Origin of the sequence: Bradyrhizobium sp. NBAIM14 (assembly GCF_020193895.1) — a bacterium.
Classification (GTDB): Bacteria; Pseudomonadota; Alphaproteobacteria; order Rhizobiales; family Xanthobacteraceae; genus Bradyrhizobium; species Bradyrhizobium yuanmingense.
Map to the genome: position 1 here is coordinate 62,076 of NZ_JADYVQ010000004.1, position 26,027 is coordinate 88,102.

Annotated in this window: 27 protein-coding genes; 16 read left to right on the forward strand and 11 right to left on the reverse strand. The window is 64.6% G+C overall.

The window, feature by feature from the left end; all coding sequences use genetic code 11:
• Positions 1-66 precede the first annotated feature (66 nt).
• The 3 genes from I6F28_RS12050 (at position 67) to I6F28_RS12060 (ending at position 4,733) form a co-directional block, all read left to right on the forward strand.
• Positions 67-822, forward strand: a complete 756-nt coding sequence (locus I6F28_RS12050) for an outer membrane protein (RefSeq protein WP_036028173.1) — start codon at positions 67-69, stop codon at positions 820-822.
• Positions 823-1,099: 277 nt separating this feature from the next.
• Entirely contained in the window at positions 1,100-4,081 is a 2,982-nt protein-coding gene (uvrA, locus tag I6F28_RS12055) for an excinuclease ABC subunit UvrA (RefSeq protein ID WP_225139974.1), read from the forward strand.
• Between the two features lie 82 nt (positions 4,082-4,163).
• Positions 4,164-4,733: a DinB family protein gene (locus tag I6F28_RS12060; protein ID WP_225125297.1), complete on the forward strand. Its 570-nt coding sequence runs from the start codon at positions 4,164-4,166 to the stop codon at positions 4,731-4,733.
• Between the two features lies 1 nt (position 4,734).
• On the opposite strand, the gene I6F28_RS12065 is transcribed toward I6F28_RS12060, so the two are convergent.
• Entirely contained in the window at positions 4,735-5,271 is a 537-nt protein-coding gene (locus I6F28_RS12065) for an RNA 2'-phosphotransferase (protein ID WP_036028168.1), read from the reverse strand.
• 558 nt (positions 5,272-5,829) lie between these two features.
• On the opposite strand from I6F28_RS12065, the gene I6F28_RS12070 reads away from it, so the two are divergent.
• Entirely contained in the window at positions 5,830-6,477 is a 648-nt protein-coding gene (locus tag I6F28_RS12070; protein WP_036012680.1) for an HAD-IA family hydrolase, read from the forward strand.
• A 53-nt stretch (positions 6,478-6,530) separates the two neighbouring features.
• Here the strand turns inward: I6F28_RS12070 and I6F28_RS12075 are convergent, their stop codons facing one another.
• Complete coding sequence (locus I6F28_RS12075; RefSeq protein ID WP_036028176.1) at positions 6,531-7,175, reverse strand: TetR/AcrR family transcriptional regulator; 645 nt, start codon at positions 7,173-7,175, stop codon at positions 6,531-6,533.
• Between the two features lie 105 nt (positions 7,176-7,280).
• Here I6F28_RS12075 and I6F28_RS12080 point away from each other — a divergent pair, with 105 nt between their 5' ends.
• On the forward strand, positions 7,281-8,387 hold the full coding sequence (locus I6F28_RS12080; RefSeq protein ID WP_225139975.1) for an alpha/beta hydrolase family protein: 1,107 nt from the start codon (positions 7,281-7,283) through the stop codon (positions 8,385-8,387).
• 29 nt (positions 8,388-8,416) lie between these two features.
• The gene (locus I6F28_RS12085; protein WP_346656739.1) at positions 8,417-9,232 is read left to right on the forward strand and encodes a DUF3313 domain-containing protein; all 816 of its coding nucleotides are present in this window, start codon (positions 8,417-8,419) and stop codon (positions 9,230-9,232) included.
• Between the two features lie 63 nt (positions 9,233-9,295).
• Here the strand turns inward: I6F28_RS12085 and I6F28_RS12090 are convergent, their stop codons facing one another.
• The 6 genes from I6F28_RS12090 to I6F28_RS12115 all read right to left on the reverse strand — a co-directional run bounded on the left by I6F28_RS12090 (position 9,296) and on the right by I6F28_RS12115 (position 15,776).
• The gene (locus I6F28_RS12090) at positions 9,296-10,249 is read right to left on the reverse strand and encodes a YVTN family beta-propeller repeat protein (RefSeq protein WP_225139977.1); all 954 of its coding nucleotides are present in this window, start codon (positions 10,247-10,249) and stop codon (positions 9,296-9,298) included.
• A 2-nt stretch (positions 10,250-10,251) separates the two neighbouring features.
• Positions 10,252-10,815, reverse strand: coding sequence for an SRPBCC family protein (locus tag I6F28_RS12095; protein WP_036044199.1), 564 nt, complete (start codon positions 10,813-10,815; stop codon positions 10,252-10,254).
• Positions 10,816-11,841: 1,026 nt separating this feature from the next.
• The gene (locus tag I6F28_RS12100) at positions 11,842-12,609 is read right to left on the reverse strand and encodes an AAA family ATPase (RefSeq protein ID WP_225139978.1); all 768 of its coding nucleotides are present in this window, start codon (positions 12,607-12,609) and stop codon (positions 11,842-11,844) included.
• A gap of 95 nt (positions 12,610-12,704) precedes the next feature.
• Positions 12,705-13,565 carry a PCC domain-containing protein gene (locus tag I6F28_RS12105; RefSeq protein ID WP_225139979.1) on the reverse strand — a complete coding sequence of 287 codons (861 nt, stop codon included), beginning with the start codon at positions 13,563-13,565 and terminating at the stop codon, positions 12,705-12,707.
• Between the two features lie 9 nt (positions 13,566-13,574).
• Complete coding sequence (locus tag I6F28_RS12110; RefSeq protein WP_225139980.1) at positions 13,575-15,176, reverse strand: acyl-CoA synthetase; 1,602 nt, start codon at positions 15,174-15,176, stop codon at positions 13,575-13,577.
• A 105-nt stretch (positions 15,177-15,281) separates the two neighbouring features.
• Positions 15,282-15,776 (reverse strand): hypothetical protein, encoded by a 495-nt coding sequence (locus I6F28_RS12115; protein ID WP_225139981.1) that lies wholly within the window; start codon positions 15,774-15,776, stop codon positions 15,282-15,284.
• 94 nt (positions 15,777-15,870) lie between these two features.
• Here I6F28_RS12115 and I6F28_RS12120 point away from each other — a divergent pair, with 94 nt between their 5' ends.
• Both I6F28_RS12120 and I6F28_RS12125 read left to right on the forward strand, forming a co-directional pair.
• On the forward strand, positions 15,871-16,230 hold the full coding sequence (locus I6F28_RS12120; protein ID WP_036012720.1) for a hypothetical protein: 360 nt from the start codon (positions 15,871-15,873) through the stop codon (positions 16,228-16,230).
• An 83-nt stretch (positions 16,231-16,313) separates the two neighbouring features.
• On the forward strand, positions 16,314-16,589 hold the full coding sequence (locus I6F28_RS12125) for a GNAT family N-acetyltransferase (protein ID WP_225133681.1): 276 nt from the start codon (positions 16,314-16,316) through the stop codon (positions 16,587-16,589).
• Positions 16,590-16,638: 49 nt separating this feature from the next.
• Here the strand turns inward: I6F28_RS12125 and I6F28_RS12130 are convergent, their stop codons facing one another.
• Positions 16,639-17,079 (reverse strand): SPW repeat protein, encoded by a 441-nt coding sequence (locus tag I6F28_RS12130; protein ID WP_346656599.1) that lies wholly within the window; start codon positions 17,077-17,079, stop codon positions 16,639-16,641.
• A 276-nt stretch (positions 17,080-17,355) separates the two neighbouring features.
• On the opposite strand from I6F28_RS12130, the gene I6F28_RS12135 reads away from it, so the two are divergent.
• Positions 17,356-17,631 (forward strand): GNAT family N-acetyltransferase, encoded by a 276-nt coding sequence (locus tag I6F28_RS12135; protein WP_225139982.1) that lies wholly within the window; start codon positions 17,356-17,358, stop codon positions 17,629-17,631.
• Positions 17,632-17,685: 54 nt separating this feature from the next.
• Here I6F28_RS12135 and I6F28_RS12140 read toward each other — a convergent pair whose 3' ends face one another.
• The gene (locus I6F28_RS12140) at positions 17,686-18,084 is read right to left on the reverse strand and encodes a DUF3597 domain-containing protein (RefSeq protein WP_225133683.1); all 399 of its coding nucleotides are present in this window, start codon (positions 18,082-18,084) and stop codon (positions 17,686-17,688) included.
• A 339-nt stretch (positions 18,085-18,423) separates the two neighbouring features.
• Between I6F28_RS12140 and I6F28_RS12145 the strand changes: the two genes are divergently transcribed.
• The 6 genes from I6F28_RS12145 (at position 18,424) to I6F28_RS12170 (ending at position 24,212) form a co-directional block, all read left to right on the forward strand.
• The gene (locus I6F28_RS12145; protein ID WP_225139983.1) at positions 18,424-19,332 is read left to right on the forward strand and encodes a DUF2189 domain-containing protein; all 909 of its coding nucleotides are present in this window, start codon (positions 18,424-18,426) and stop codon (positions 19,330-19,332) included.
• A 119-nt stretch (positions 19,333-19,451) separates the two neighbouring features.
• The gene (locus I6F28_RS12150; protein ID WP_225139984.1) at positions 19,452-20,276 is read left to right on the forward strand and encodes a lytic murein transglycosylase; all 825 of its coding nucleotides are present in this window, start codon (positions 19,452-19,454) and stop codon (positions 20,274-20,276) included.
• Between the two features lie 479 nt (positions 20,277-20,755).
• On the forward strand, positions 20,756-20,908 hold the full coding sequence (locus I6F28_RS12155; protein ID WP_007590701.1) for a DUF1127 domain-containing protein: 153 nt from the start codon (positions 20,756-20,758) through the stop codon (positions 20,906-20,908).
• 127 nt (positions 20,909-21,035) lie between these two features.
• Entirely contained in the window at positions 21,036-22,463 is a 1,428-nt protein-coding gene (gene trmFO / locus I6F28_RS12160; protein WP_225139985.1) for a methylenetetrahydrofolate--tRNA-(uracil(54)-C(5))-methyltransferase (FADH(2)-oxidizing) TrmFO, read from the forward strand.
• A gap of 7 nt (positions 22,464-22,470) precedes the next feature.
• Entirely contained in the window at positions 22,471-23,565 is a 1,095-nt protein-coding gene (locus tag I6F28_RS12165) for an AMP-binding enzyme (protein WP_109145786.1), read from the forward strand.
• 95 nt (positions 23,566-23,660) lie between these two features.
• A complete protein-coding gene (locus I6F28_RS12170; protein ID WP_036028219.1) occupies positions 23,661-24,212 on the forward strand; it encodes a CAP domain-containing protein in 552 nt (183 codons plus the stop codon).
• A gap of 12 nt (positions 24,213-24,224) precedes the next feature.
• Here I6F28_RS12170 and I6F28_RS12175 read toward each other — a convergent pair whose 3' ends face one another.
• Positions 24,225-24,698: a VOC family protein gene (locus I6F28_RS12175; RefSeq protein ID WP_008547150.1), complete on the reverse strand. Its 474-nt coding sequence runs from the start codon at positions 24,696-24,698 to the stop codon at positions 24,225-24,227.
• 148 nt (positions 24,699-24,846) lie between these two features.
• Between I6F28_RS12175 and I6F28_RS12180 the strand changes: the two genes are divergently transcribed.
• Positions 24,847-26,025 carry an aminotransferase class V-fold PLP-dependent enzyme gene (locus tag I6F28_RS12180; protein ID WP_036028214.1) on the forward strand — a complete coding sequence of 393 codons (1,179 nt, stop codon included), beginning with the start codon at positions 24,847-24,849 and terminating at the stop codon, positions 26,023-26,025.
• The last annotated feature ends 2 nt before the right edge of the window (positions 26,026-26,027 follow it).

A 26,027-nucleotide genomic window follows, 5' to 3' on the forward strand; every position in this document is an offset into this window, starting at 1 on the left:
TCATAAGGTCCGCTGCTCTTCCGCTCTCCGGAAGACCGGAATGAGAAATGGAAGTGGGGAATGGATATGAAGAAGCTTTTGCTGGCTTCGGCCAGCTTGTTCGCACTCAGCGCGTTGGCACCGGCCTCGGCGGCCGATTTGGCAGCCCGCCCCTACACCAAGGCTCCGGTGGCACCGATCGCGGTGTACAACTGGAGCGGTTTCTACCTCGGCGCCAACGCCGGCGGTGGCTGGAGCCGCAACTGTTGGGATCTCACCAGTGTCGGCCCCTTCGTGGTCGCTCCGGCGGTGGCCGAAGGTTGTCACAATGCGACCGGCGCACTCGTCGGCGGCCAGATCGGTTATCGCTGGCAGTCCGCCAACTGGGTATTCGGTCTCGAAGCCCAGGGGGACTGGGCTGACCTGAAGGGTTCGAACATCAGCTCGCCTGCCGCGCTCGCGCCGCTGGTGAACGAGACCAGGATCGACGCCATTGGCCTCTTCACTGGCCAGGTCGGTTATGCCTGGAACAACGTGCTTTGGTACGTGAAGGGCGGCGCTGCCGTCACTCACAACAAGTACACTGGCAGTTTTGGCGGCGTTACGCTCGACACCGCGAACGAAACGCGCTGGGGCGGTACCGTCGGCACCGGCATAGAATTCGGCTTCGCCCCGAACTGGTCGGTCGCTGTCGAATACAACCACCTGTTCATGGGCAGGCACAACGAGACCTTCACCTTCCTCGGCGTGACCACTCGCACCGACAGCATCAAGCAGGACGTGGACATGGCTACCGTTCGACTCAACTACACCTTCGGTGGCCCGGTGGTCGCGAAGTACTGAACTTCCCTGCCGAGGTCACATCGTCACGAAAGGCCGGCCTCGCGCCGGCCTTTTTGTTTTGGCTGGGTGCTCCGCGAGCGGTTCCGCGCGTTCCTGCTGCCAGATCCCGCCAGCACGCCAACAATCCGTTGACGATTCGCAAGTCCCACTGGAAATCCGCCGCCGTTCTTCCTACGTTCGCTGCCATACCCATCGGCGCCGATCCCGGTTCCGGGCGCAGCGCGCCTTTTTTGTTGGCGCGATCGCGCACCTTTGGGCTTCCTTGAGGGCAACTCGGATGGATGAAGTGATCAAGGCGAAGCGCCAACAACAGAACGCGGGCTCCAGCCTGCGCGCAATTACGATCCGCGGCGCGCGCGAGCACAACCTCAAGAATATCGACGTCGAGATTCCCCGCGACAAGCTGGTGGTGTTCACCGGGCTATCCGGCTCCGGCAAATCCTCGCTCGCCTTCGACACCATCTATGCCGAGGGCCAGCGCCGCTACGTCGAATCGCTGTCGGCCTATGCCCGCCAGTTCCTGGAGATGATGCAGAAGCCCGACGTCGACCAGATCGACGGCCTGTCGCCGGCGATCTCGATCGAGCAGAAGACGACGTCGAAGAACCCGCGCTCCACCGTCGGCACCGTCACCGAGATCTACGACTACATGCGCCTGCTCTGGGCCCGCGTCGGCGTGCCCTATTCGCCGGCCACGGGCCTGCCGATCGAGAGCCAGACCGTCTCGCAGATGGTCGACCGCGTGCTGGCGCTGCCCGAGGGCACCCGCCTCTATCTGCTCGCCCCCGTCGTGCGAGGCCGCAAGGGCGAGTACAGGAAGGAGCTCGCCGAATGGCTCAAGAAGGGCTTTCAGCGCGTCAAGATCGACGGCACCTTCCATGAGCTGGCGGAAGCCCCTAGCCTCGACAAGAAATTCCCGCACGACATCGACGTGGTGGTCGATCGCATCGTGGTGCGTGCCGATATCGGCCAGCGCCTCGCCGAGAGCTTTGAGACCGCGCTGAAGCTCGCCGAAGGCCTTGCCGTCGTCGAGTTCGCCGATGCGCCCGCGGCGGCTGCGCCTGCGGAGGAAAAGAAGAAGACCGCGAAAATCCACGACAAGAGCGGGCCCGAGCGCATCCTGTTCTCGGAAAAGTTCGCCTGCCCGGTCTCCGGCTTCACCATCCCCGAGATCGAGCCGCGCCTGTTCTCCTTCAACAATCCCTACGGCGCCTGCCCCGCCTGCGGCGGCCTCGGCGTCGAGCAGCATGTCGACGAAGACCTCGTCATCCCTGAGAAGGATCTGACGCTGCGCAAGGGCGCGATCGCGCCCTGGGCCAAGTCGTCGTCGCCCTATTACGTGCAGACGCTGACCGCGCTCGGCAAGCACTACAAGTTCACGCTCGACACCAAGTGGAAGGATCTGCCGAAGAAGACGCAAAACGCGATTCTCTACGGCTCGGGCGAGGACGAGATCAAGTTCTCCTACGAGGACGGGGTGCGCTCCTACGACACCAAGAAGCCGTTCGAAGGCGTCATCACCAACATCAACCGCCGCTACCGCGAGACCGAGAGCGAGTGGGCCCGCGAGGAGCTGGCGAAATATTTCCACGACGTCCCCTGCGAGGGCTGCAAGGGCTTTCGGCTCAAGCCCGAGGCGCTCTGCGTCAAGGTCGGCGGCAAGCATATCGGCGAAATCTCGGAGCTGTCCGTGAAGGGCGCCGGCGCATGGTTCGAGACCGTGCCGGAGGCGCTGAACGCGCAGCAGAACGAGATCGCGGGCCGCATCCTGAAGGAGATCCGCGAGCGCCTCACCTTCCTGCTCGACGTCGGCCTCAATTATCTGACGCTGTCCCGCTCCTCCGGCACGCTGTCCGGCGGCGAGAGCCAGCGCATCCGCCTCGCCTCGCAGATCGGCTCGGGGCTCACAGGCGTGCTCTACGTGCTGGACGAGCCTTCGATCGGCCTGCACCAGCGCGACAACGCCCGCCTGCTCGATACGCTGAAGCGGCTGCGCGACCTCGGCAACACCGTGGTCGTGGTCGAGCATGATGAGGACGCCATCCGCCTTGCGGACTACGTGTTCGACATCGGCCCAGGCGCCGGCATGCATGGCGGCAACATCGTCGCCGAAGGCACGCCCGCCGAGATCATGCGCAACCCGAAATCGCTGACCGGCAAATACCTGACCGGCGAGCTCGAGGTCGAGGTGCCGGAGCGGCGTCCGCCGAACCATCGCCGCACCATCAAGGTGGTGAACGCGCGCGGCAATAACCTCAAGAACGTCACGGCGGAAATTCCGCTCGGCCTGTTCACCTGCGTCACCGGCGTCTCCGGCGGCGGCAAGTCGACGCTGCTGATCGATACCCTCTACCGCGCCATCGCCCGCAAGCTGAACAATGCCAGCGAGGGCGCCGCCCCGCACGACCGCATCGAGGGCCTCGAGCACATCGACAAGATCATCGACATCGACCAGTCGCCGATCGGCCGCACGCCGCGCTCGAATCCGGCGACCTATACCGGCGCGTTCACGCCGATCCGCGAATGGTTCGCCGGCCTGCCGGAAGCGAAAGCACGTGGCTACGAGCCCGGCCGCTTCTCCTTCAACGTCAAGGGCGGCCGCTGCGAGGCCTGCCAGGGTGACGGCGTCATCAAGATCGAGATGCACTTCCTGCCCGACGTCTACGTCACCTGCGACGTCTGCAAGGGCAAGCGCTACAACCGCGAGACGCTGGAGGTGCTGTTCAAGGGCAAGAGCATCGCCGACGTGCTCGACATGACTGTCGAGGAAGCTGCCGAGTTCTTCAAGGCGGTGCCGCGCGTGCGCGAGACTTTTCAGACATTGCACCGCGTCGGCCTCGACTACATCCATGTCGGCCAGCAAGCGACGACGCTCTCGGGCGGCGAAGCCCAGCGCGTCAAGCTGGCAAAAGAATTGTCAAAGCGCGCCACCGGCCGCACGCTCTACATCCTGGACGAGCCCACCACCGGCCTGCACTTCCACGACGTCAAGAAGCTGCTGGAGGTGCTGCACGAGCTGGTCGCGCAGGGCAACACGGTCGTCGTCATCGAGCACAATCTCGAAGTCATCAAGACCGCCGACTGGGTCATCGATCTCGGCCCCGAAGGCGGCGACGGCGGCGGCGAGATCGTGGCGTGGGGACCTCCGGAAGACATTGCGAAGGCGCCGCGAAGCTATACGGGCAAATTTTTGGCTCCCGTGCTGGAGAAGGCGCGGAAGCCGAAGCGGAGGCGTGCGGCGAGCGAGGCGGCGGAGTAGATTGCGCTGCATCGAAGCCACAGGGCTGTAGGGCGGATTAGCGGAGCGTAATCAGCCACTATTCGATCGGGAAAGAACCGACATGTCCGCTGGACTCGTACAAACCTACCGCGCCTTCGCCCACAACAACGCTTGGGCGAACCATCGCCTGCTCGCCGCCTGCGCTGCGCTATCCCAATCTGAATTCGAAGCCCCCCGCACCGGCTTCTTTCCAAGCCTGCAGCGTACGCTGAACCACATCTACATCATCGACTTCTTCTACATCGATGCGCTTGAAGGGGGCTGGCTCGGACCGGCAGCCTGGAAGAACGAGGTGCCGTACCCCTCGTTAGCCGAGCTCAAAGCTGCCCAGGCCGCAATGGACAACCGCCTGATTGCGATCTGCGATGCGCTGACAACTGAACGGCTCGACGCCTTCGTCCGGATCAACCGCGATACGAGCGTTCAAACCGAGCGCTGCGACCGGCTGCTCATGCATCTCTTCCAGCATCAAGTTCATCATCGCGGACAGGCGCATGCCATGCTGTGCGAAACGGATGTCGCGCCCCCGCAGCTCGACGAGTTCTTCGCGGAAGGCGAAGCGCCGCTGCGAGCCGCCGAATTCGCCGAACTCGGCTGGACCGAGGAGACCGTTTGGAAATCCAGGACGTAAGCTACGCCAGGAACTCCGGCGGCACATGGTCGGTCAGCCACACACCGTTCTCTGCGCGAAAAAACTTGAATCCCTTGGCATGCATGCTGCCGGCATCGACCTTGAAGATGTGCGGCTTGCCGTGGCGCTGACCGACACGCTGCGCAGTTGCCTCATCGGAGGACAGATGCACCTGCTGGCGCGCCTGCGGCTTCAGGCCCTCGGACAGGATCGCCTCGACAAACCGTGTCGCCGTGCCATGATACAGGATCGACGGCGGCTCCTGCGGCGCCAAGCCAAGTTCAACCGAGACGGAATGTCCTTGCGCGGCGCGAATGCGATCAGTTCCAGGGGATAGCGAGAAACGCTTCTTGTCGCTCTCTGCGACGACGCGCAGCAGATCATCGCGGCCAAACTTTGTGCCGGCGGCATTTGCCTTGGCGATCAGGTCGTCGATGCTGGCCCACCCGTGCGAATCCAGCACCAACCCGATCGTTTCCGGCTGGTGGCGCAGGACCAGGCTCAGAAATTTGCTGAGCTGGGTGTCATTGATCGGCATGGTTACCCTTCCAGTCCCGCATCACTACACTCAAGTGGTTGGCAAGGCCAGATGATCGATCTGGAGGGAGCAATGAGCCAGTCGAACCTATACGCTATTTCGGAACGCGATCCTCGCCGAGCAACAGGTGACTTGCGTCTACGAGGGTCGCCGTCGCGAGCTCTGTCCGCATATCATCGGCACCGACAAGTCCGGTGACGAAGCCGTGCTGGCCTGGCAGTTTGCAGGCGAAAGCAGCAGGCGCTGCCGCAATGGCGCTGCCTGAAGCTGGCCAATGTCAGTGGTGCCCGGGCGCGGGATGGCCGCTGGCATGAAGGCGGCTCGCATAGGAGCACCCAGACCTGCGTGACGAATATCGATCTCGACATCAATGTCGATGTTCGTAAGTTGCGGTGAGGGAGCTACAGGGGTCGAGATCGGAATCGAACCCCGTCGACCACGACGTAACGGCCGATCGCAGGGTTGATTTCGATCCGCTCGTGTCGCATGGCTGTCCTCGAACTCCACGAATATCAGCAGGCGACCTCACGCTTGTCAGCGAGCTCAAAATCCGGCCCCATGCCCTATTCCCTCGCCATATTCGATCTCGACGGTACCCTCGCCGACAGCTTCCCGTGGTTCCTGCGCACCATCAACGACGTCGCGGACCGCTTCGGCTTTCGCCGCGTAAAGGACGAGGATGTCGAGGAGCTGCGCCACGCCTCGTCGCGCGAGATACTCGCCAAGCTCGAAGTGCCCATGTGGAAGCTGCCGGCGATCGCGCGGCATGCGCGGCGGCTGAAGGCGGAGGCGGCTTCCGAGATTTCGCTGTTCGCAGACGTCGAGACGATGCTGCGAACGCTGGCCGAGAACGGCGTGCAGCTGGCGCTGGTGACGTCCGACAGCGAGGCCAATGCGCGCGAGAAGCTCGGGGACGCCGCAGCGCTGTTCTCGCATTTCGACTGCGCAGCGTCGCTGTTCGGCAAGGCCGCGAAATTCCGCCGGGTCATCCGCCGCGCCGGCGTCGCGCCTAGCAGGGTGATCTCGATCGGCGACGAGGTCCGCGACATCGACGCGGCGCGGGCGGTCGGGATCGCCTGCGGCGCGGTGTGCTGGGGCTATGCGGCACCGGCGGCGCTAACGGCGCTTCGGCCCGACCATGTGTTCGAGCACATCCGTGACATCGCGCCGGCGCTGATCGGCGTCACAGCTCCGATGCGGGCTTAACACCACCGCGCGGCCGTATTGCTTTTCCATCGAGAGCCCGGGCCGGCCCTCACTCACTCGCCGGATCGACCGGCAGCCTTGCGCGAGGCTCCCGCTCCGATCTCCCGGTTCAGGCACGCAAAAGCCTCTTTCACGTAGACGGCCAAGGGCCGCTTGCCCTGGTCGCGATTCCAACTGTCCATCGCAAGCCGCAAGGCTCCGACCGACATCATGGCGACCACGCGCAGCGCAGCCTGCCGATGCGGCTGCGGCCACATCTGGGACAGCGCCGCGAACACGGCAGCTTCCTTCTCGACGTATTTCGCCTGCTGCCGGATGCGAAGCGACTCGTTCGCGGACATCAGGCGCTCGATCACTTTTGTTTGCTTGTAATCGACCGGGAAGCGGGCTGTCAGCTCCAGCAGGCCGTTCCTTGCGGCATCGAGCGGCGACTGCTTGGTCGTTTGCTCGAGCACGGCGGCACGCAAGGTCTCGCTGAAACCACCATCCTGCCACGCCAGGAGGATCTCTTCCTTGGACTTGAAGTAGTAGAAGAACGTCCGCCGCGAGATCCCCGCCGCCTCCGCGATCGCGTCGAGCGTGGTGGCATCATAGCCCCTGGTCAGAAACAGTTTAAGGCCCTGCTCGGCGATACGATGCAGCGTTTCGCGCCGCTTCCGCTCGCGCAGGCCTTCCTCCTTCCGGGATGAACTTTTCATGACCTGTTTTGCCATGAAATCGACCAGTTTGCAAAATTACACTAAGTGCAATACGTCGATTACACTCGGTGCGACTTCATACAAGGTGCCTTCATGGTGAACGGGTTGAGCGACACTTCCTCTCGGCATGTGCGATCCGCGCACGCGAATGGCGCGGACGCTGCGAGCGGAGCGACAAGCCTGACCCGACGGCGGTTCGGTGCCGCGCTGCTGGCGATCGCCGTCACGGCCACGCTCGCCGCGCCTCCAGCCCGGGCGCAGTCCGCGCCCCCCGCGGTCGTCGACTTCGACTGGGTCGATCCGGCGCGTTCGCGGCCCGTTCCGGCGCGCCTGCACTGGCCGGCGGATGTTGCGCCGGGATCGCGCGTGCCGCTCATCGTGTTCTCCCATGGGCTCGGCGGCTCTCGCCGGGGCTACAGCTATCTGGGGCGATATTGGTCGGCCCGCGGCGTCGCCAGCCTGCATGTTCAGCATGCCGGCAGCGATTCCTCGCTCTGGGCGGGCAATCCCCTCGCCGTCGTGGACCGCCTGCAGCGTGCCGCTCACGAGAGCGAGGCGCTGGCGCGAGCCCTGGATCTGCGCTTTGCCCTGGATCGCATGCTGTCGAGTCCCCATGGTGCCCACGTAGACCGCCGGCGCATCATGGCGGCGGGGCATTCCTATGGGGCGAACACGGCGCTTGTTGCGGTTGGCGCCCGCGTGATGCGCGACGGCAAGTGGGTCGAGGCGCGCGACCCGCGCTTTGCCGCCGCCATTGTCATTTCGGCCCCTCCATTCTATGGCGAACCCGATCTTGCCTCGGTGTTGAGCAGGATCACCGTTCCAACCCTGCACGTGACGGCGACGAAGGACGTCATCCAGATCCCCGGATATTACTCACCCGCTGCCGACCGGCTGGAGGTCTTCAACGCCATTGCCACACCGCGCAAGCTGCTTGCCGTGTTCGAAGGCGGCTCGCACAGCATCTTCACCGATCGTTCGTTCACCGGTGGTCCGGCGCTCAACCCGAAGGTGAAGCTCGCGACGGCCGAGCTCACCCTGGCCTTTCTCGACCTGGTTTTCGATTGCAACGGTGCCACGCTGGCGCGCTGGAACGTGACCTGGCAGCCCATGCTCGCCTCGGCGCCGGGCGCCGCACCTTCTCCCCTGCCCGTCGCGCAGTCCCGGCGCGTGGCCCAGGGAGTGGCGACCGGTCTCGTTCCCTCGCCATGAGGTGGCTCGCAGTTGCGGTCTTGAGCTCGATGGCCGCCGGTTGCGCGGCGGCTCCGCTGGAACGAGCGGGGTCGCTGGCCTCCTACGACGATCTCACGCCGTCCGATGGTCTCTTGACCAAGTCGCAGCTCCGGATCAGCAAGGCTGATGTTCTCGCCGCGAAGACCGCTCGCATCGAGCCGACCGCGTTCACGGCGACCGCAGCCAGCCAGCCGTTCACGCCGCAGCAGCGCAGGCTGATCAAGAACGCAATCAACAGAGCGATGTGTCTTGCGCTCAGCGAGCGCTTCCGGATCGTAGCTCCCACGGAGGCTGCGGACTTGAATGTTCGCGCCGTCATCACACAGATTGCGCCGACCGATGCGGCGGCAGCCGGCGTCTCCAAGGTCGCGAGCGTCGTGCCGTCCATCGTTGCTCCCGGCGTGCCCATTCCGGTGCCGCGGCTTCCGATCGGACTGGGGAGCCTGTCCGTCGAGGCCGAGGCCCGTGACCGCACCGGCAACCAACAGGCGGCCATGATCTGGGCGCGCGGAGCGAACTCCTTCACCAGCGCTCCGCGTGTATCGAGCGATGGGGATGCCTATGATTTGGCCGAGGCTTTCGGAAGCGATTTCGGGAGGTTTCTCGTTGCCGCGGAGAGTCCGTTCGGGAAGGTCCCCGCGCCGCCGTCCGTCGACAGATTGAGCGCCTCTCTCGGTGGTGCGCCCAAGGAAGCGATCTGCGAAACATTCGGCCGGGCGCCAGGATTGGCAGGCCTGGCCGGAGAAAGAATCGGGCTGCCGCCGGACTGGACCGACCGGGGCGCGCCGGAGAACACGATCTTGGAAGCGCAGAACGTCAATTGAGCTCTGGCGGAATGGCCGCTGGAATTCGGCCGGCCGGAGCAAGCGGCCACGGGTTGTGACGAACTACTCCGTCCTGCGCAGGAACGCCCCGAACGCCCTTGGGCCGTCGCCGGTCTTGATCTCGCCGATCACCTTGAGCTCGGCCGCGTCGATGATACTTAGCGTGTTGCTTTCCCAGCAGGCGACAATGACGCGCTTGCCGTCGGCAGTCGCCGCAATGCCTTCGGGATAGTCGCCGACATGGATGCGCTTGACCGGCTTGTGGCTCGCCAGGTCGAACACGCTGACGGTGCCGCCATATTGGTCGGTGACGAAGCCTCGGCCTAGCGTCAGCGCCACCGCATATGGGCGCATGCCGACCGGCACGCGGCCGATCTCGCGGCCTTCCGCGATATCGATCACGGAGACATCGTCGGAGCCGACATTGGCGGTGTAGGCGCGCTTGCCCTCGGCATCGATGGTGACGCCGAACGGGCGGGTGCCGACCTTGATCACGGCCTTGCGTTGGCGCGTTGCCGTTTCCACCACCGAGACGCTGTCGTCGTCGCGGTCCGCCGAGAGCAGCAGCTTGCCGTCGGGCGTCACCGCAAGACCCGACGGCGAGGCGCCGACCGCGATGCTGGCGACAACGCTGCGCGAGGCCGTATCGATCACCCGCACCGCGGCCGCGTACCAATCGGCGACATAGACCGTCTTGCCATCGGGCGCCACGGCAATGCCGAGCGGCCCGCCGCCGACCTCGACGCGGCCGGCGACCTGCCGCGTGGCAGCGTCGACCACCGTCACCGCCTTGGCATCCGGGCTCGTGACATAGGCAAAGCGCCCGTCGGCGCTGACGGCGACGCCGGCCGGCTTACCGCCGATTGGGATGGTCGCAACGCCTCGCGCGCCAGCGAGATCCACCACCATCAGATCTTCGCTGAGCTGGTTGGTGACGAACGCCTCGTCGGCGCGCGCGCTTCCAAAGCCGGCGTAACAAAGGCTGGCGGCGAGCGCCGCCAGAACCAGCGCTCGCACGATCAGCTGCCGCTCTCGATCTTCTTCTTGAGCGCCTCGAGCCCGGCCTTGTACAGCCCGCTCACGGCCTTGATCGCGGCCTCGTCGCTCAGCTCCGGCGGCGGGTCGTTGTTGGGATAGCCGCGATAGAACGCGCCGGCCCATTCCAGCTTGGCCTTGCCATCAGGCGCGGGCGAGACCGTCAGGGTCGAGGAATAATTGGTCACAGGCAGCACCTTCACGTCGACCTTGGTGATCCGGTACGAATAGCTCTGCATGTCGGGCTCGTATTTGTAGAGCTCCTCCTCGACCGTCCCGCCGCCCGTCAGGGTCAGCTTGCGCGTGGCGCCGATCTCGTTGCCCTTCTCGCCTTCGGTCTTGGTGACCGGCTGAAGCCAGCTCATGTCCTGGAAATTGCCGATCACCGCCCACACCTTGGCGGGGGCCGCGTTGATCTCGATGGATTCCCGCACCTTCTGCCGCGTCGGCCCATGGGCCCAGACCGGCTCGAAGGCGGTCATCAGAGCCATCCCCGCCACCGCCAGCGCCGCCACCCCGGCGATCGCCGGTCCGCTTCTCATCCTCATCTCGTTTCCTCGTTTCTCAATCTGCGCGACTTGGAACGCGCGCTGAGGTCATGCTAGCGCATTTTTGGGCCATGGGGAGACCCGTTCGTGGCACGGCGGTGGCAAAGCCAATGCACACCATTGATTGGGTTAGCGGACGGGTAAAACACCAGACCGGGGTCAATCATGCCAAGTCGAAATAATTCGCTTTACTCGAATTCGGAATTATCGCATGTTGCGCCTACCAAAACCCGGGCCGAGGGGCGCATCGCGATCGTCACGAACGCGGGATGGGAGGTGGTGGACGCAGGCAGCGTCGCGCGCTGGCGGTTTGCAGGGCGGATCACTCCGTGAGCAGGCGAGGCGCGCACACGACGGGCGCAGTCTGCGTACGGCAAAATCGTGTGGTCCTGGCGCCCGGGGTCTGTGCGCCAAGGCTTGCGGTGACGTTGCGGGCCGACCGGGCCCGCACCGTCAGTCATCCGCAAGGCGACGGGGGCAATAGTGCATCGCTCCCCGGGGAGAGCACGACATAAGCCGTCAACCCACTGCGCAGGGAAGGCCGGATGTTTGGCTTCACCTGTATGCCGCTGTGCAGCTTTTTCAAGCACACGCTTCGCACAGTGGACCGCGGGTGCCAGCCGGCACCCGGCCTTCCCTGCGCCCTCGGCATTTTTGAGGGTGACGAATGCAGCAAAGCTCGGGCGGACTCTGCCGCGAGGATGTGAAGCCGCGCGTATGCGGGTAGCAATGCGAGATAAATTCGAGCTCTCGTGCCCCGGACGCAGCGCAGCGCCCCTTCGGCGGTGCGCTGCAGAGCCGGGGCCCATGCATCCGCGATGCTGCGGCTCCTGGGTCCCGGCTCCGCGCCGCAACGTTCACGCGTTGCAGCTTGACCAGGACACGGGAGTTGGCGCACTGCTGCTCCACACTCCGTCATTGCGAGCGCAGCGAAGCAATCCAGACTGCTGCCGCGGAAAGATTCTGGATTGCTTCGCTGCGCTCGCAACGACGACAGAGAGAGCTGGTGTTAGGGGATTCCCTCACTTACTCCCCCAGCGTTGCCTCCACGAACCCGCGCGGATCGACACAAAACTCACGCATCAACCGGTAATGGTCGGTCTGCTCCACCGTGACAGGCTCGAGGCCGTATTTGCCGAGCCGCAGCAGCCGCGCGTTGGGATAGGCCATGAGCATCGGCGAATGCGTTGCCATGATGACCTGGCACATGCGGGAGTCTTCCATGCGCCGCAGTAGCTTGAGGAATTCGATCTGGCGCGCCGGCGACAGCGCCGATTCCGGCTCGTCGAAGATGAAGATGCCCTGGCGCTGGCAACGCTCCTCGAAGAAGCGCAGAAAACCTTCGCCATGGGAGTGCGACAAGAAATCGGGACCGACCTGGCCGGCGTCGCGCGCAGCCTTGTCCAGATATCGCGCGACCGAGAAAAAGCTCTCCGCACGAAAGAACCAGCCGTTGGTGATCTTCGGCAGCCAGCTTGCGCGCAGCGCCTTGGAGAGTTGGCCGCCCATCTCCTCGCGCGCTTCGGAATGATCGACCGGCTTGTAGCCCTTGCCGCCTCCGGCATCGTCATATCCGGCGAGCGCTGCGATGCCTTCGAGGATGGTCGACTTCCCGGTGCCGTTCTCTCCAACGATGATGGTGATGGGGCTATCGAAGCTAAGCTCGAAATCATCAGGAAAGATGGGCAGGCAAAACGGATAGGCCTCGCGGTCGCGAACCTGCGACGGGTCGAGCCATACCCGCTTCAGATACGGGGCTGGCAGGTTGATCGTTCGATTGCCTCTTCGTGCCATGGCTTCCTGCCGCTGCCCCCACCACAACGGAACATAACCGGAACATTCGGATTGCAGAAGCGCTATCTTGCACCCACCCCGTCGCGGCTCACGAGCTAGTCCCCTGCCTCCAGCACCAGCTCCATCGTCATCAGCACCGGATTGTTGCCACGGATCAGACGCCCCTCCGCAACGCCGCCGGTATAGTCGATCAGGGCGACATCGAGCGCAGCTTCCAGCGCGCCGGAGGCGCCGGGCGCGATTGTCCCTGCCGTGATTGCCAGCTCCGTCGCAAACGGCTCGGTCACGCCGCCATGGCTGAAGCGCGCGCCGATGGTCGATCCGACGCCGCCATGGATCTTCGCGCGGGCGATGCCGTTCGTGCGGCAGAACGCTTCGAGTGCGCCGGCAAAATCCTGGTTCGGGCGCAGGCGGAGCGCGAAGGCGCGGCTCGTCGTGCGCACGCCGCTGCTTGCAGCCGCGACCGGTCCGAACAGCTTGAAGTTGGTCTCCGCATCAGGCTCGGCCGTGAACACCGCACCGTTCAGACCGAAGGCCTCGACCTCGAACGGCTCGGCGACGACGGTCTCGTCCGGCATCATGTGGCCGCCGCTCGTCTTGCCGTCAGCCTCCGTCCACAGTCCGTGGCAATGAAAGAAGGGCGCACCGTCGCGCGTGCCGAGCGTCATGCTGCCGAGCCTCAAACGCGTCACGCCGGCGGGCCGGAATGTATCGCTGTAGAACGCCGCATTCTCACCGGTCTTCGACAGCGCCGGCATGACATAGGCGAACGGCCCGAGCGCGCCGCGGCGGAAGTTCAGCACGCCGCCGGCGAAGCCCTCCGACGCAAAGCCGCGCCGCGCGGCCTCCAGCAGCGGCAGACCGGCCTGAAGTGTGAACGAGAAAGCGCGTCCCCTCGCCTCCACCCATTGAATGCGTTCGGGAAGCGGCGCGCCCGGCTGCTTGATGCTCCGCATCTGGTGCGCTCAGCTCGCCTTGTCGAGGTCGAGCAGCCCGCGCGCCTCGAGCTCGTCGCGCACCATGCGCTTCGGCACCTTGCCGTAGCCCGATTTCGGCAGCGCGTCCCAGAAGAAGAAGCGCTTCGGCATCTTGTAGCGCGGCACTTTCGGCGACAAGAACGCCGCCATCTCCGCTTCGGTCACCGCCTTCGCGCCTTCTCGGACGACGCAGACGGCGACGCCGACCTCGCCCCAGGTCGCGTCGGGCACGCCCAGCACGGCGACCTCGCCAATCCCGGGATGGGTCAGGATCTTCTCCTCGATCTCGCGCGGATAGATATTGGAGCCGCCGGAGATGTACATGTCCGACGCACGTCCTGTGATGTACACAAAACCCTCCTCGTCCATGTGGCCGAGGTCGCCGGTGCGGAACCAGCCATTGCGGAACGCCTTCGCATTGGCTTCGGGGTTGTTGTAATAGCCGGCGAATACGGCAGGCCCGATCACGCAGATCTCGCCGCTCTGGTTGGCTTTGAGCTCGCGGCCCTCATCGTCCTGAATCGACACCTGCATGCCGGTGCGCTCGAAGCCGCAGGTGCCGATCCTGGCGTGCGGGCCGTCCTCCGGGTCGTGCAGCGCCGCCGGCAGCACGGTGATGTTGCCGGTGACCTCACCGAGGCCAAAATACTGCACGATCACCTTGCCGAGCTTCTTCAACGCCGCCTTCTGGTCCTCGCGATACATCGGCGCGCCCGCATAGATCACGTAGCGCAGCGAGGAATGGTCGTATTTGCCGGCGGCGGGATGCTCGACCATCATCTTCAGGATGGTCGGCACGGTGAAGAGATTGCTGACGCGATGCGCCTCGATCAGGCGGAACGCCTCGTTGATGTCGAATTTCTCGGTCGGCAGCAGCACGGTGCGCGCGCCGCGCGCGGTCTGCATCAATTGGTGCACGCCGGCGCCGTGCGACAACGGTGCCACCACCAGCGAGGCATCCTGCTCGGTCGTGCCGGGCGTCAGATCGGCGAGATGATTGGTAACGACGAATCCCATCTGGCCGTGGGTGAGCACGGCCGCCTTGGAGCGTCCAGTGGTGCCGGAGGTGAAGAAGAACCAGCAGGGATCGTCATGCTCGACGGCGACATTCTCCACAACGGCGCCCGCGTGCAAGGCGATCGCATCGGCCACCGAGCGCTCGCCGAACGCGGCCTTGCCGTCGACGCTCCAGGTGAACTCCAGCGCACCGTCCTTCACCGCCGCGGCGTGCTCGGGGAAATCGACATGGCACAGGAACGCCTTGGCGCCGGAGGCCTGCGCGAGATAGCTGACCTCATCCGGCATCAGACGGAAATTGGTGGGCACCCAGACCGCGCCGAGCCGAAACGCGGCGAACATCGAGACAAACATCTCATCGCCATTCTTGGAATGGACGAGGATGCGGTCGCCCTTGGCTATGCCCCGCGCGGCGAGCGCCGCGGCCAGGGCGGAGACCTGCGCATCGATCTCGCGCCAGGTCCAGGACTTGTCCCCCCAGACGAAGCCGGGACGCGCGCCATGCCGCCGCGCATTCTGGGTCAGCATATAGGCGAGATTCATGACGCGGCGGGACATGCGCAGGGGCTGCATCGGGCTTCCTCTTCGACGACGGGCGGCACGCAAGCCGTCCGTTCATTGCAGCCCATTTATCGCCATCGCCAGCGGCCCTGCAAGGCCGGCTGCCGCGGACTTGGCCTACTGCTTGAACGCAAAAGGCGTCGCCGTGATGGCCTTGGTCTTCCAGCAGGCTTGCGGACCAAAGCCGCCGCAGAAACTGCCATGCAGATCGAAGCGGATGGTGCGCGCGGCGCCGCGCTTCACCGGCGGGGCCATGATCTTATAGCGGAGCACGTATCCGTCGAACACCTCGCGCACGCCGCCGTCCGGCAGCGTCACCAGGATCTTCATGACGCAACCGCCGGTTCCGCAATAGGTCGTCTCGCGATCGCCGCATTTGGTGTCCTGGAAATCGACGATGTAGTCCTCGCGGCCATCGCCGGTCAGGTCGATCCTGCGCACCGTATCATGCGCGAAGGTCACCTCGCCGCCTTGCTGGCTCTCGCATTCCTCATTGGCAAAGCGCACAGCCTTCTGCACGCCGGGCGGATAATCGGCCGGATTGAACGGCTTTGCGTCGTCGGCACCCGCGCCGGTCACGAGCAAGCTGAGCAGGAGGATCAGATATCGCATTGGCGTTGGTCGCAACCACAAACGATATCGTTCAGGGAATCTTAAACATGATCGACGCAACCTCGCTCAGTTCTCGCGTACAGAGTGCCGTATCATGGTCAAAGCGCCTGCCCTCCTTCTGTTGTCACTGGCGCTCGCCGGATGTGCCGCGACTCCGCAAGCGCATCTGGCATCCGATCTCGCCGTCAAGCCTGCGCGTTATGCCTGGGATGGCGCCGGCGAGGATCCCAACCGGCCCCGCGCCGCCTCGCAGCCGACACGAACCTCCAGCCGCTCCGAGCGCAACAGGTTGCAAGCCGACGCTCAGCCCCATTCGAAGGAACGGTGGCAGGCGCAGGATGGCATCGAGGCCGAACAGGACGCCAGAGTCAACCGCTCCCTGGTCATCTGCCAGGGCTGCCTCCGCCCGCAGCCGCAGGCCGAAGATTCCAGGCTCGCCAAAGCGACCGATTGAACGGAACAGCTTCGGATTGGAAACCCCGGCCGGACCGTGCGTTACGATCTCGTGCGCGAGGCCGGCAGCTGCAAGGCAATGATATGAGCGACGTCATCAACAACAAGGCCCATCACCGCTATGAGCTCGACGTGGAGGGTCATCTTGCGACCGAGCACTACCGGCTCGACGGCGGTGTCATCACCTTCGAGCACACCGACGTGCCGAAGGAGCTTGGCGGCAAGGGCATTGGCTCGAAGCTGGTGCAAGGCGCGCTCGACCAGGTCCGCGCCGAGGGATTGAAGCTGATCCCGCAATGCCCGTTCGTGAAGGCGTGGATCGACAAGCACCCGGACTATGCGGATCTCGTGACACGGTGAGTGCACAGGCCCGCCGTTCGTGGCCGGCGGGCCTGCCGTAACTTACGGTCTATTGTCCGTGCTTGAGCAAGTCCTGGTCATTCATATCCCAGTCCTGCCACAGCTGGAGAATGCCGAGCAGCACTACCACCGCACCGAGGGTCGTGTGATAGATGCGGAGAAATCCCTCACCGGAATAGCCGATCACGTATGGCGAGGCGATGAGCCACAGTCCGGCCAGGATCGTCATCACCTCCTGCCAGCGCTGCAAGGCGACATATTCGAGCTGGCTGATGCCAAATACGACGAGACCGATCGCGACCGTGTTCAGGATGGCCGTCTGGTGACCGGAGATCGCCTGATCCTGGATCGGGAACCACGGCGAGGCCACGATCACCGCACCCAGCAGCATCCCACACCAGTCTTCCCATGTTCGATGAGTATTCAAGAAACCAGAGTCCGACATCGTACCCTCCTGCAAAAGAGGCATACGTCTGCGGCTGGCGATCATGACACTCCGAATATCTGGCGACCCTGCCGGCCGCATTCGGGCGTATGTCCTTTCTAGGACGTGGGAACCGAACTCCGGCTTGCAAGAGCGGTATCGGGAATTATTTGCGGAGCCGCGGGACCATGCTCGCCGGGCGCCATGGCCATACCGCAGTGCGGTCAGGGCGGCACGCATTTGCAGATATCTCATCTGCGCCAATCTCCCCTGGTCCCACCTTGGCAAGGGCCGTGTCAGCCTCCTAGATCAGGAGGCACCTGCAGTTCGGAGGGACCCCGCATGGCGGCTTCGGTACGCGACAACAAGGACAGGTGCCGCTTCGAGCTCGATGTCGGCGACGACATCGCCTTCGCCAATTACCGGCTGACGCCGTCGGCCGTAATCATCACCCACACCGAGACGCCGCGCGCGTTGCGCGGGCGCGGCATCGGCTCCGAGCTGGTCAAGGGCGCGCTCGACCTGATCCGGCGCGACGGCAAGAAGGTGATCGCCGGCTGCGGCTTCGTCGTCGACTATCTCGATCGGCATCCGGAGGATGCGGATCTGGTCGCCTGAATGCAAAAGGGCCCGCGGCGATCGCGGGCCCCTGCGGCACTACCCCAGGTCCGGTCAGTGCTTGATCTCCGGCGGCAGCTTGCCGCCATTAGCGGCGAGCTTGGACATCACCTGCTTGTGCAGCCAGACGTTCATGCTCGCCGAGTCGTTCATGTCGCCGCTGTAGCCCAGCTCCTTGGCGAGATCCTTGCGCGCAGCGAGGCTGGAATCGATGTCGAGCGCCTTCATGAGGTCGACGATGGAGGTACGCCATTCCAGCTTCTCGCCCTTGTGCGCGGCGGCCGCCTTGTCGACGATCGCCGCCACGTCGACCGCAGCCATGGGTGCGGCGGCCGGCGCCGAAGGACTTGCCGACCCTGCGGGGGCGCCCGGCGAAGCGGCGCCACCGGCCGGCTCAGCGGAGGCCGGCTGGCCGCCGAAGATCGCGCTGATGATTTTCCCGAAAATGCTCATGTCTGCTCCCCGAAAAGGAATCCGTTGGAAGGGCCTTGCGTGGCACTTATAGACGAAGTTGGTGCGCCGCGCCCGCGAAGTTGCGCGAACGGACAGCAGCATCAGCTTATCTGCGGCGAAATGACGACAGAATGACGCCGCATTGATTGCGTCGCGGCATCGAAATTTCACCCAAGCGTGAGGGACAGGACTCGGACTTGGGAGTATGCTTGCCGTTCAGCTCGCGATGCCATCCGGAATTCGCGTCTGGTCGGGATCGTGGGATTTCAAGAGAATGGGCGGCCGCTTGCGCCGTTTGCCGGCGCCGGATGCAGCCGCTTGGCAAGGGAGCTAGCGACCATGGCCACACTCTACCAGGGCAATGTCCCCACGATGGCCCAGCCCACGGATGAGGCTGGACCGGTGATCCGAACCATACAATTGTCCGATCTGCACGACGCGCTCAGGCGGGGCTGGAAGGATTTCAAGGCCGTTCCGAGCCACGCCATCATCCTCTGCGTGATCTACCCGGTGCTCGGCCTCGTGCTCGCCCGTGTGGTGATGGGCTATTCGGTGCTGCCGCTGCTGTTTCCGCTCGCCGCGGGCTTCGCGCTGATCGGGCCCTTCGCTGCGCTCGGGCTCTACGAGCTTTCCAGCCGGCGCGAGCGCTATGAACCGGCCAGCGCCTGGGATGCCATGGAGGTGCTGCGATCGCCGTCGTTCGGCGCGATGCTCGGCCTCGGTACGTTGCTGCTCGCCCTGTTCGTCACCTGGGTGGCGACCGCGCAGGCGATCTATATCGCGGCGTTCGGCTACGAGGGCGTCACCGGATTCTCGGACTTCATGATGCGCGTGCTGACGACGCAGCAAGGCTGGTGGCTGATCGTGGTTGGCTGCGGCACCGGATTCCTGTTCGCGCTCGCCGCGCTCTGTCTCAGTGCCGTGTCGTTCCCCTTGATGCTGGACCGCCATGCCGGTGCATTCGAGGCGATGAGCACCTCGCTGCGCGTGGTCGCGAAAAACCCGGTGCCGATGGCGGCCTGGGGCCTGATCGTGGCGGTGCTGCTCGCGCTTGGCACGATCCCGGCCTTCCTCGGCCTCGCCGTTGTGGTCCCGCTGCTCGGGCACGCCACGTGGCACCTTTACCGCAAGGTGATCGCGTCCGATCCGGGCGCACGTCCGGTCCCCCCTCCGCCGCATCGGGCGCGCAAGCCGGCCGCCGACTTCCCGGCCAACCTTTTCCCGTGGCGCAATCGGACTGACGTCTGACAATCTCGTGACGTGCGGCCCTGGCCGGTTCAGACAGGGCCGCACGCCTTGCTTTGGCCGCGGTTACAGCCGAGATTATGCTGCCGGTCAGGTCAATTCACGGAAATCCATTTCATCTGATGACTCCGACGATTTCTCGTCTTGCTCTCGCAGCCTTGGCCGTCTCCGCGTCCCTTCTCTCAGTCCAGCCAGCGCCCGCCGCGGTTGCCTGCGACTCGGGCAATTTCGACGCTTGGCTGGCTGATTTCAAAACCGACGCTGCGGCGAAGGGCATCTCGCAGCAGACCATCACTGCCGGGCTTGCCGGCGTCACGTTCGACCAGAGCGTGCTCAACCGCGACCGCTCGCAAAAGGTCTTTACCCAGAGTTTCGAGGAGTTCTCCGGCCGCATGGTGCCGCCACGCTTGGAGCGCGGCTCCAACAGGATGAAGCAATACGGCTCGGTGCTGTCGCGCATCGAGCAGGCCTATGGCGTGCCGGGCGAAGTCCTGGTCGCGATCTGGGGCCTGGAGACCGATTTCGGCGTCAACACCGGAAAGTTTGCAACGATCCGCTCGCTTGCAACGCTCGCTTACGATTGCCGTCGCTCCGAGCAGTTTCGCGCCGAGCTGTTGGATGCGTTGCGCATCGTCCAGCGCGGCGATCTTGCGCCTGGCGACATGAAAGGCGCCTGGGCCGGCGAGCTCGGCCAGACCCAGTTCATGCCGTCATCCTGGATGCAATATGCCATCGACTTCGACGGCAACGGCAAGCGCGATCTTCTGCATAACGTGCCCGACGTGCTCGCCTCCACGGCCAATTATCTGGTCGGCTATGGCTGGCAGAAGGGCAAGGACTGGCAGCCGGGCAGCCCGAACTTTGAGGTGCTCAAGCAGTGGAACAAGAGCGAGGTCTACTCCAAGACCGTGGCCTATTTTGCCGCACAGCTCGCACGCGCCCCTTAGATCTCAGCCCAGCCGAAGCGCGCCGAATCGCCGCTGCCGAACCCCGGCAAGCGGGCCTAGCCTGTAGCGGCGCCAGCGCATCGCTCATGGGCGCATTTTCGGTATTCAATGGATCTTAAAGTGAATCCATATTCATATAATAGCGTCGCGTCCTATGCGAATCAGGCAGGCATGACTTGAGTCTATAAGCTGCTGGGTTGAACTTGCTGGCCGCTTATAGGCAACCTATTGCCGCGATGACCCAGATCAATCTTTGACATAAACCCGTTATTTCACGGGCACTTATCGCCGACACCGGACGACCTTGGCCAAGCTCTGGGCGGGAGCGCCTTCCGGTTAATCATCCGTTACGTACGCCATGCGCATAGCGCTTAGCTGCATCGCAACATCGGAACTTTCGCACTGCACCACTCTCACCTATATTCATTTCAACGATGAGGCCTCAAGCAAAGGCTGAATCGAACTACAGGAGACTACCAATGCTGCTCTCGCTCATCCGCATGATCCAGGCCTTCCGGGACTATCAGCGCAATGTTGCCGAGCTGTCCCAGCTCAGCGATCGCGAATTGGCCGATATCGGCCTCGATCGCTCGGACATCCCGCGCGTTGCCGCCGGTCAGTATCAGGGCTGATATCCTTCAGCCCTTCACTAGAACGGACCGATAGCGCCCGCCTCGTGCGGGCGTTGTCGCATCTGATGGCAGAAAACTCGATCTCGGCGATTCCACTCTCCGCCGAAAAGCGCTACCTGTCCGCCCCATGACAGGACCCCAATCCAACCTCGTCCACGTGATCGGTGCCGGCCTCGCCGGTTCGGAAGCTGCCTGGCAGATTGCGAAGTCCGGCGTGCCCGTGGTGCTGCACGAGATGCGGCCGACCCGCATGACCGAGGCGCACCGCACCGACGGACTTGCCGAGCTCGTCTGCTCCAACTCGTTCCGCTCGGATGACGCCGCCAACAACGCCGTCGGCCTGCTGCATGCGGAGATGCGCCGCCTCGGCTCGCTGATCATGCGCGCGGCCGACGCAAACCAGGTGCCCGCCGGCGGCGCACTCGCGGTCGATCGCGACGGCTTCTCGGCAGCCGTCACCAAGGCGCTGAACGATCATCCCCTGATCGAGATCGCGCGCGGCGAGATCGCGGGCCTGCCGCCGGCCGCGTGGAGCAACGTCATCGTCGCCTCCGGCCCCCTCACCTCCGCGCCGCTGGCCGACGCCATCCGCGAGCTGACCGACGAGAACGCCCTCGCCTTCTTCGACGCCATCGCGCCGATCGTGCACCGCGAATCCATCGACATGTCGGTGGCCTGGTTCCAATCGCGCTACGACAAGGTCGGCCCCGGCGGCAACGGTGCCGACTACATCAACTGCCCCATGACCAAGGAGCAGTATGAGGGCTTCGTCGCCGCGCTGATCGCCGGCGAGAAGACCGAGTTCAAGGAATGGGAGACCAACACGCCCTATTTCGACGGCTGCCTGCCGATCGAGGTGATGGCTGAACGTGGCCCCGAGACGCTGCGCCATGGTCCCATGAAGCCGGTCGGCCTCACCAACCCGCACGATCCCACCACGAAACCGTACGCGATCGTGCAACTGCGCCAGGACAACAAGCTCGGCACGCTCTACAACATCGTCGGCTTCCAGACCAAGCTGAAGTATGGCGAGCAGCAGCGCATCTTCCGCACCATTCCGGGGTTGGAGAACGCCGAATTCGCCCGCCTCGGCGGCCTGCATCGCAACACCTTCCTGAACTCGCCGAAGCTGCTCGACGGCCAGCTGCGGCTGCGCGCACAGACGCGGCTGCGCTTCGCCGGCCAGATGACGGGCTGCGAAGGCTATGTGGAATCCGCCAGCGTCGGCTTGATCGCGGGTCTCTATGCAGCCGCGGAAGCGCGCGGCGAGACGCTTGTCAGCCCGCCGGCTACGACCGCACTGGGATCGCTGCTCGGTCACATCACCGGCGGCCATATCGAGACCATCGAGCCGGGCACGCGCTCGTTCCAGCCGATGAACATCAATTTCGGCCTGTTTCCACCGCTCACGAGCGTGCCAACGAAGAAGCCCGACGGCACGCGGCTGCGCGGCAACGAGAAGACGGTGGCCAAGAAGCAGGCGCTGAGCGCACGGGCGCTCGCCGATCTCGATCGCTGGATCGCCGATCACCTGCGCATTGCCGCCGCCGCGTGAGTTTGCAATGAGCTTGCCCAAAGACGACGCGGCAGAGCTGTCGGCGCGCTGGACCGAAGGCGTGATGCTCAAGCGCGACGTGTTCTCGACCGTCGAGCGCGGCCGTTTCCGCAGCGAAAGCGGCGAGATCGACGCGGTGCTGCGCCGGCTCGACGAGGTGCCATGGTGGTCGTTTCTGCTGGCACGCCACCTGTTCGCCCGCGAGAAGCAGGCCCTGGTGCGGGCCAAAGGCCTCGACGTCGGCCCCGAGCTGCTCTGGGCCGGGCGCCGCGCTCTGGTGCGCGGCTTCGTCGACGGCGTCGCGCTGCACCTGGCAAAGCCCCATGGCGATGTCGCCTATTTCCGCTCCGCCAAGGCCGCACTGCGTCGGCTGCGCCGCGCCGGCATCTGCCACAACGATCTCGCCAAGGAGCAGAACTGGCTTGTCGGCCGCGACGGCCGCGCCTATGTCACCGACTTCCAGCTCGCCGCGTGCTTCAAGCGCCGCGGCCGGCTCTATCGCATCCTCGCCTATGAGGACCTCCGGCATCTGCTCAAGCACAAGCGCTCCTACGCGCCCGAGGCGCTGACGCCGCGAGAGCGAAAGATCCTGGCGAGGAAGTCGTTCGCCGCGAGCCTGTGGCTCGCCACCGGCAAGAAGGTCTATCGCGCCATCACCCGCGGCCTGTTCAACTTCACCGATCGCGAGGGCGGCGGCCGCCGGCTCGTCAACGACGCGCCGGTGCTGGCCGAGCTGATCCGCCGGAATCCCGCCGTGCGCGACGCCGCCATCGTCGCCTTTGCCGACCGTCGCTCCGGTGTCGGGCTTTACGCCTTCGTCGAAGCCGATCAGGCCGCGCTCGAGGGCCAGCTCCGCAGCGAGCTTGCCGCCTCCAAGGGACCGAAGCCGCCCGAGCACATCCAGGTCGTGCACGCCCTGCCACGCAACGCCAGCGGCAAGCCACGCATCGAGGTCCTGCAACTGGTCGCCATGAACCAGCTCGACCTGATCGAGCCGATGATGAAGAACGAGCAGGATCGCGCCTTCCTCAAGGATATCCTGGAGCAGCGCAAGAACCTGCGCGACCGCTTCAATTTCGAGGCGAAGCTCCCGACGAGCTAGCGCGGAATCTGCGCCTTGAAGCCTCCACAATGGCGATCGAGAAGCGCTTGGATCAGGAAGGGTTGGCAGAGATCATGGGCGCTCGGGGGACGATGATGCATCGTATGGTTGGCGGAACGATCGCCGGCCTTGTGCTGCTGGCAGGGGCGCCTGCGCTGGCCGACTCACCGGCGGAGCTGATCTCCAGCTTCCGTCTCAAGCATGGTGAGGCCCGCGTCGTGCGCGACGCCACCCTCGATCGCATCGCCATGGATCAGGCCCGCGCGATGGCGGCGAAGGACGACCTCAGCCACGACACACTCGGCCCATTCAATCGCCGCGTCGCACCGGCCGGCGCGGGCCGCGCCGCAGAGAACATCGCCTACGGCTACGACAGTTTCGACAAGACGCTGGGCCAGTGGATCGACTCCTCCGGGCACCGCAAGAACCTGTTGCTGCACAATGCCTCCCGCGTCGGCATTGCCAGCGCCAAGAATGCGAGTGGCAAGCGCACCTATTGGGCCATGGTCATCGCCGGCGACTACGAGAAGGGCAAAGGCAAGAAAAAGGACAAGGAGCCCGTCGTCGCGGTGAAGCGCGAGGTACCGCCCGCGAGCAAGCCGAAGTCCGGCAACTGTCACGTCAAGCTGCTCGGCCTCTGCATCTGAGGCGCGACCGTCTCAGCCGCGGCGCGCGGCTTCGATCGCGGCGACGTCGATCTTCGTCATCCCCATCATCGCATCGAAGGCGCGCTTGGCCTCCGTGCCACCGGCGGCCAGCGCCTCGGTCAGCACCCGCGGCGTGATCTGCCAGGAGACTCCCCATCTGTCCTTGCACCAGCCGCACGCACTCTCCTGCCCGCCATTGCCGACGATGGCGTTCCAGTAGCGATCGGTCTCCGCCTGATCGTCGGTGGCGATCTGGAACGAGAAGGCCTCGTTGTGCTTGAAGACGGGTCCGCCATTGAGACCGAGACAGGCAACGCCGGCTACCGTGAACTCGACGGTCAGGACATCGCCTGCCTTGCCGGACGGATAGTCGCTGGGCGCGCGATGGACCGCACTCACCGCGCTGTCGGGAAACGTCTCGGCATAGAAGCGGGCCGCGGCTTCAGCATCCTTGTCGTACCAGAGGCAGATCGTGTTCTTTGCCATTGGGTATTCCCTGTGATTCCGTGCCAGATTGCGCTTCCGATCAGCATAGGCATCCCGATCTGCATGCTCCAGCTGGAACAGTCGTTTGCCCGAGCTTGCTCGCGTGCGTCATTGTGTCTACGAGGAACCTGAAGATGGAGGCTCTGACGTGATCGACATCAACCAGATTCGTGCCGACACGCCTGCTGCCTCCCGGCTCGCGTATCTCCACAATGCCGGTGCGGCTCTCATGCCCGCGCCCGTCGTCGCGGCGATGAAGGGACATATCGATCTCGAGAGCGAGATCGGCGGCTATGCCGCAGCCGATCGCGCGTCAGATCGGCTCGAAGCCGTTTACGGCTCAGTGGCCCGGCTCCTGAACGCATCGCCGGATGAAATCGCCCTGGTGGAGAACGCGACGGTTGCCTGGCAGATGGCGTTCTATTCGCTTTCATTTCGAGAGGGCGACCGGATCCTGACGGCCGAAGCGGAGTACGCCGCCAACTATGTTGCGTTTCTTCAGGCCGCCAAACGCACAGGCGCGGTCATCGATGTGGTGCCGAGCGATGCGACGGGCGAGTTCGATGTCGGCGCACTCGAACGTATGATCGACGAACGCGTGAAGCTGATCGCCATCACCTGGGTTCCGACCAATGGCGGGCTGACCAATCCCGCAGCGGCCATCGGCAGAATTGCGCGAGCACACGGCATCCCCTATCTGCTCGATGCCTGCCAGGCGGTCGGCCAGATGGAGGTCGACGTCGAGGCCATCGGCTGCGACATGCTGTCGGCCACGGGACGCAAATTCCTGCGGGGACCGCGTGGTACCGGCTTTCTCTATGTGCGCGGGGCGCTCCTGCAGCAGCTCGAGCCACCGATGATCGACCATTTTGCAGCGCCCTGGGTCTCGCGCGATGAATATCGGCTCCGCGACGATGCCCGCCGCTTCGAGACATGGGAGAATAATTACGCCGCCCGGCTTGGGCTCGGCGCTGCCGTCGATTATGCGCTCGACATCGGCATGGATGCCATCGAGGAGCGCTGCCGGCTGCTCGCGGGCCGCCTTCGCAGCGGCCTCGCTTCCATTCGCGGCATCACTATTCACGACCTTGGCCGCAAGCCTGGCGCCATCGTCAGCTTCACTTTGGATGGATATGAAGCGGAGGCCATTGTCAGCAGCGCCGCGGCGGCGGGCATCACAATCGGCGCTTCAGACCCGTCGAGTACCCGCATCGATGCCGAGAACCGCGAGCTGCCGCCGCTCGTCCGAGCTTCCCCCCACTACTACAACACCCAAGCCGAGATCGACCGGCTGATCGACCACGTCGCGGATTTGGCGTCACGTTAGCG

Excerpts from the sequence above, each read along its gene's own strand:
- I6F28_RS12100 (WP_225139978.1), bottom strand. The coding sequence starts at position 12,609 with ATGGCACGAAGAGGCAATCGAACGATCAACCTGCCAGCCCCGTATCTG.
- I6F28_RS12135 (WP_225139982.1), top strand. The coding sequence starts at position 17,356 with ATGGCGGCTTCGGTACGCGACAACAAGGACAGGTGCCGCTTCGAGCTC.
- I6F28_RS12085 (WP_346656739.1), top strand. The coding sequence starts at position 8,417 with ATGGCCGCCGGTTGCGCGGCGGCTCCGCTGGAACGAGCGGGGTCGCTG.
- I6F28_RS12145 (WP_225139983.1), top strand. The coding sequence starts at position 18,424 with ATGGCCACACTCTACCAGGGCAATGTCCCCACGATGGCCCAGCCCACG.
- I6F28_RS12130 (WP_346656599.1), bottom strand. The coding sequence starts at position 17,079 with ATGATCGCCAGCCGCAGACGTATGCCTCTTTTGCAGGAGGGTACGATG.
- I6F28_RS12125 (WP_225133681.1), top strand. The coding sequence starts at position 16,314 with ATGAGCGACGTCATCAACAACAAGGCCCATCACCGCTATGAGCTCGAC.
- I6F28_RS12060 (WP_225125297.1), top strand. The coding sequence starts at position 4,164 with ATGTCCGCTGGACTCGTACAAACCTACCGCGCCTTCGCCCACAACAAC.
- I6F28_RS12075 (WP_036028176.1), bottom strand. The coding sequence starts at position 7,175 with ATGAAAAGTTCATCCCGGAAGGAGGAAGGCCTGCGCGAGCGGAAGCGG.
- I6F28_RS12170 (WP_036028219.1), top strand. The coding sequence starts at position 23,661 with ATGCATCGTATGGTTGGCGGAACGATCGCCGGCCTTGTGCTGCTGGCA.
- I6F28_RS12155 (WP_007590701.1), top strand. The coding sequence starts at position 20,756 with ATGCTGCTCTCGCTCATCCGCATGATCCAGGCCTTCCGGGACTATCAG.
- I6F28_RS12120 (WP_036012720.1), top strand. The coding sequence starts at position 15,871 with ATGGTCAAAGCGCCTGCCCTCCTTCTGTTGTCACTGGCGCTCGCCGGA.
- I6F28_RS12150 (WP_225139984.1), top strand. The coding sequence starts at position 19,452 with ATGACTCCGACGATTTCTCGTCTTGCTCTCGCAGCCTTGGCCGTCTCC.
- I6F28_RS12065 (WP_036028168.1), bottom strand. The coding sequence starts at position 5,271 with ATGCCGATCAATGACACCCAGCTCAGCAAATTTCTGAGCCTGGTCCTG.
- I6F28_RS12050 (WP_036028173.1), top strand. The coding sequence starts at position 67 with ATGAAGAAGCTTTTGCTGGCTTCGGCCAGCTTGTTCGCACTCAGCGCG.
- I6F28_RS12175 (WP_008547150.1), bottom strand. The coding sequence starts at position 24,698 with ATGGCAAAGAACACGATCTGCCTCTGGTACGACAAGGATGCTGAAGCC.
- trmFO (WP_225139985.1), top strand. The coding sequence starts at position 21,036 with ATGACAGGACCCCAATCCAACCTCGTCCACGTGATCGGTGCCGGCCTC.
- I6F28_RS12115 (WP_225139981.1), bottom strand. The coding sequence starts at position 15,776 with ATGCGATATCTGATCCTCCTGCTCAGCTTGCTCGTGACCGGCGCGGGT.
- I6F28_RS12110 (WP_225139980.1), bottom strand. The coding sequence starts at position 15,176 with ATGCAGCCCCTGCGCATGTCCCGCCGCGTCATGAATCTCGCCTATATG.
- I6F28_RS12165 (WP_109145786.1), top strand. The coding sequence starts at position 22,471 with ATGAGCTTGCCCAAAGACGACGCGGCAGAGCTGTCGGCGCGCTGGACC.
- I6F28_RS12095 (WP_036044199.1), bottom strand. The coding sequence starts at position 10,815 with ATGAGGATGAGAAGCGGACCGGCGATCGCCGGGGTGGCGGCGCTGGCG.
- I6F28_RS12070 (WP_036012680.1), top strand. The coding sequence starts at position 5,830 with ATGCCCTATTCCCTCGCCATATTCGATCTCGACGGTACCCTCGCCGAC.
- I6F28_RS12140 (WP_225133683.1), bottom strand. The coding sequence starts at position 18,084 with ATGAGCATTTTCGGGAAAATCATCAGCGCGATCTTCGGCGGCCAGCCG.
- uvrA (WP_225139974.1), top strand. The coding sequence starts at position 1,100 with ATGGATGAAGTGATCAAGGCGAAGCGCCAACAACAGAACGCGGGCTCC.
- I6F28_RS12105 (WP_225139979.1), bottom strand. The coding sequence starts at position 13,565 with ATGCGGAGCATCAAGCAGCCGGGCGCGCCGCTTCCCGAACGCATTCAA.